The following is a 4,356-nucleotide window of genomic DNA, read 5'->3' on the forward strand; positions in this document are numbered from 1 at the left end:
CCGAAGGAGGACACCGCCGCCCGCCGGGGCCGCCCCAGCTCCGGCCACGGCACCGGCTCCGCCAGCAGCGCCACCTGCCCGGCGCCCCAGTCGACGTGCGGCGTCGGCGCGTCGACGTGCAGGGTGCGGGGCAGCACCCCGTGCTCCATGGCGAGCAGCATCTTGATCACGCCGGCGACCCCGGCGGCGGCCTGGGTGTGGCCCAGGTTCGACTTGACCGACCCCAGCCACAACGGCGCCTGCGCACCCCGGTCCTGACCGTAGGTCGCCAGCAGCGCCTGGGCCTCGATGGGGTCGCCCAGCGCCGTCCCCGTCCCGTGCGCCTCCACCGCGTCGACCTGGTCGGCCCCGATCCGGGCGGTGGCCAGCGCCTGGCGGATCACCCGCTCCTGGGACGGGCCGTTGGGCGCGGTCAGCCCGTTGCTCGCCCCGTCGGAGTTGACGGCGCCGCCCACCAGCAGGCCCCGGATGCGGTGGCCGTTGCGCCGGGCGTCGGACAGGCGCTCCAGCAGCACCATGCCGGCGCCCTCGCCCCAGCCGGTGCCGTCGGCCGCCGCCGCGAAGGGCTTGCACCGTCCGTCGGGTGCCAGCCCCCGCTGCCTGCTGAACTCGACGAACACCCCGGGGGAGGCCATCACCGTCACCCCGCCGGCCAGCGCGAGCCGGCACTCACCGCGGCGCAGCGCCTCGGCGGCCAGGTGCATGCTCACCAGGGAGGAGGAGCAGGCGGTGTCCACCGTCAGCGTCGGCCCTTCGAGGCCGAAGGTGTACGCCACCCGGCCGGAGGCCACACTGCCCGCACTGCCCGTCCCCACGAAGCCCTCGTGCTCCTCGGGCACGGCCGGCAGCCGGGTGGCGTAGTCGCCGTACATGACCCCCACGAACACACCGGTGTCACTGCCGCGCACGGTGGCCGGGTCGATGCCGGCCGCCTCCAGGGTCTCCCAGGACACCTCCAGCAGCAGCCGCTGCTGCGGGTCGATGGAGACCGCCTCGCGCGGGCTGACGCCGAAGAACCCGGCGTCGAACTCGGCCGCGTCGTAGAGGAAGCCGCCGTGGCGCGTGTAGCTGGTGCCGTGGTGGTCGGGGTCGGGGTCGTACAGCGCCTCCAGGTCCCAGCCGCGGTCGGCGGGGAACTCCCCCACGGCGTCCGTGCCGTCGGCGACCACCCGCCACAGGTCCTCGGGGGAGCGCACCCCGCCCGGGTAGCGGCAGGCCATGCCGACGATGGCGACGGGCTCCTGCTGTGCGTCCCGCAGCGCCTGGTTCTGTTCACGCAGCCGCTCGTTCTCCTTCACCGACGTGCGGAGGGCGGCGAGCAGCCGGTCGGGGGAGGTGGTCACATCTGCCTCACTTCACGAGATCGTTGTCCGTGTCGCCGAGCACCAGGTCGACCAGTGCGTCGGCGTCCATGGCGTCGACCGCCTCCTGGTCGGGGCGCTGCGCCTCGGGCGTGGTGGGGTCCTCGTCACCGCCGGCCAGCCGCCACAGTGCGTCGAGCAGCCCCGCGTCGCGGAACCGGCCGTAGGGGATGGCGGCGAGGGCCGCGCGCAGCCGTGCTTCCTCGGCGCCCGGGTCCTCGGCGGGCGCCAGCCGCTCCAGCAGCCAGTCGGCCAGGGCCGCGGGGGTGGGACGGTCGAAGACCAGGGTCGCCGGCAGGGTCAGGCCCGTCGCGGCGCCGAGGCGGTTGCGCAGTTCCACCGCGGTGAGGGAGTCGAAGCCGAGTTCCTGGAAGGGGCGGTCGAGCGGGACGGCGAGAGCCGAGTCGTGGCCGAGCACGTCCGCCACGGTGGTGCTCACCAGACCCTGCACCGCGGCGCGCTGTTCCTCGGGCGGCAGGCCGGTGACCGGGCCGAACCGGTTCGCGCCGTCGTCCCCTCCGGCCGGTACCGCGGGCGCCAGTTCCCGCACCACTGCGGGCAGCATTCCGGCGGCGGCGAGTTCGCGCAGTGCCGCCGGTTCGGTGCGGGCCGCCAGCAGCACCGGCCGGTCCTGCCGCAGGGCCGCCTCGAAGCAGGCCAGCGCCTCCTCCGGTGCCATGGGGGCGAGTCCGCTGCGGGAGAGCCGGGCGCGGTCGGTGCCCTCCAGGCGGCCGGCGATGCCGCTGTCCAGGTCCCACACGCCCCAGGCCAGGGAGAGTGCCGGCAGGCCGCGCCCGTGGCGCAGGGCGGCGAGGGCGTCCAGGTAGCCGTTGGCCGCGGCGTAGGCCGCCTGCCCGGGGCTGCCCAGGGTGCCGGCGGCCGAGGAGAACAGGACGAAGGCGCTCAGGTCGAGGCCGGCGGTCAGCTCGTGGAGGTGCCGGGCCCCGGCCGCTTTGGCGTGGAAGGCGTGGGCGAACTGCTCCTCGGTCAGGTTCCGCAGCAGTGCGTCGTCCACCACGCCCGCGGTGTGCACCACGGCTCCCAGCGGCGCGTCCGGCGGAAGGTCCGACAGCACCTCGGCGAGAGCGGACCGGTCGCCGACGTCGCACGCCACCACGGTGGCCTCCGCCCCGGCCAGCGCCAGGTCGCGCACCAGGGCCTCGGCCCCTTCCGCCGCCGGGCCGCGGCGGCTGAGCAGCAGCAGTCTGCGGACGCCGTGGACGGAGGCCAGGTGCCTGGCCACCGCCGCGCCGAGGCCGCCGGTTCCGCCGGTGACCAGGACGGTGCCCGACTCCGGGAACGAGGCGGCCGGGGCGGCCGGAGGTGTCCCGTCGGCCGTCCGGGCCAGCCGGGCCACGGACATCTCGCCCTCGCGCACCACCGCCTGCTCCTCGTCGGCCGGCAGTGCGGCGGCGAGCGCGAGGAGTTCAGGCGCCTCCGTCCGGTCGAGGTCGACCGCGGCGAAGCTGCCCGGATGCTCCCACTGGGCGGTGCGTACCACCGACCAGGCGGCGGCGCCCGCCGGGTCGGGCACCTCGCCCTCGCGGACGGCGAGCGCCCGGTGGGTCAGGACCACCAGCCGGCTGCCGGTGGTGCGGGGGTCCTCGGCCCACTGCCGCAGCCGCGCGGCACACTCGTACGCGGCGCGCAGGGCGCTCCCGGCGTCCTCGCCCGCGGCGGGCAGGCGCAGCAGGACGGTGGCGGGCAGGTCGGCGTCCCGGCCGAGTTCGGCGAGGTCGTCGACGACGGCCCAGTCCCCGGCCGCCGGGTTCGCGGAGGGCACCGGCCGCCAGCGCGTCTCGTGCAGCAGTCGCGCGTCGCTCGCGCCGGCCGCCCGCAGCTGCGCCCCGGTCACCGGCCGCAGGGCCAGGCCCGCCACGCTCAGGACCGGCTGGCCCTCCGTGTCGTGTGCGGTCAGGGCGAGTTCGCCGTCCGGGGTGGGCCGGGTGGCGACCCGCAGGGTGCGCGGTGCGGTGGCCGTCCCGAAGAGTTCGACCTCCCGCCAGGAGAAGGGCAGGAGGATGCCGCCGTCGGCGCTCTCGTCCGCGCGCAGGGCGAGGGAGTGCAGGGCGGCGTCCAGCAGTGCCGGGTGGACGGCGAACCCGGAGGGGTCTGCGGTGCCGGGCAGTTCGACCTCCGCGTACACCTCCTCGCCCCGCCGCCAGGCCCCGCGCAGTCCCTGGAAGACCGGGCCGTACTCGATGCCGCGGTCGGCCAGTGCGGTGTAGAGGTGCTCCACGGGTTCCGGCTGCGCCCCCTCGGGCGGCCAGGTGGTGCCCGCCGGCAACGGAGCCGGGTCCCCGGGGGTGAGACGGCCGCGGGCGTGGCAGCGCCAGGCGTCGGCGGGCTGCGCGTCCTCGGGGCGGGAGTAGACGGTGACGGCGCGGGAGCCGTCGGCCTCGGGCGGGTCCACGCTCACCTGGACCGCCGCGCCGGTTCCGGCCGTCAGCACCAGGGGTTCCTGGAGGGTGAGTTCGGCCAGTCGCGGGCAGGCGGTGTGCCGGCCCGCCGTCACCGCGAACTCGGCGAGGGCCGCACCGGGGAGCAGTACGGTGCCGAGGACCGCGTGGTCGGCCAGCCACGGCTGCGCCGCCAGGGAGAGGCCGCCGGTGAGGACGGTTCGCCCCTCACCGGCCAGGGAGACGGCCGAGCCCAGCAGCCGGTGCCCGGTCGCCGTCTGGCCCGCGGCCGTGCCCCCGGACGCGGAGGGCGCGTCCAGCCAGTAGCGCTGGTGCTGGAAGGGGTAGGTCGGCAGTTCGGTGCGGTGCGCCGTCCGCTTGCCGAGGAAGGCGTCCCAGTCGACGTCGTGTCCGGCCAGGTGGACGGCGGCGAGCGCGGAGACGACGGTCTCCGGTTCGGGGCGGTCGCGCCGCATGGCGGGGACGGCGACGACGTCCGGGCCGAGGGTGTCGTTGATCATCGGGGTCAGGACCGCGTCGGGCGCCAACTCCAGGAACGTACGCACCCCCGCCCCGGCCATCGCCGCCACACCCTG

Annotated in this window: 1 protein-coding gene and 2 pseudogenes; all 3 read right to left on the minus strand. The window is 76.7% G+C overall.

Annotated features, from left to right (window positions below; genetic code table 11):
• The coding region (locus ACFV3R_RS34485) for a type I polyketide synthase (protein ID WP_385591491.1) at nt 1–1,343 on the minus strand (1,343 nt) is incomplete at its 3' end.
• 247 nt (nt 1,344–1,590) lie between these two features.
• A pseudogene (locus ACFV3R_RS34490) lies at nt 1,591–1,740 on the minus strand (acyl carrier protein); the annotation flags it as partial.
• Between the two features lie 384 nt (nt 1,741–2,124).
• Nucleotides 2,125–4,341, minus strand: a pseudogene (locus ACFV3R_RS34495) (SDR family NAD(P)-dependent oxidoreductase); the annotation flags it as partial.
• Between the last annotated feature and the right edge of the window lie 15 nt (nt 4,342–4,356).

Source organism: Streptomyces sp. NPDC059740 (genome assembly GCF_042733155.1).
In the GTDB taxonomy this organism is placed as follows: Bacteria; Actinomycetota; Actinomycetes; order Streptomycetales; family Streptomycetaceae; genus Streptomyces.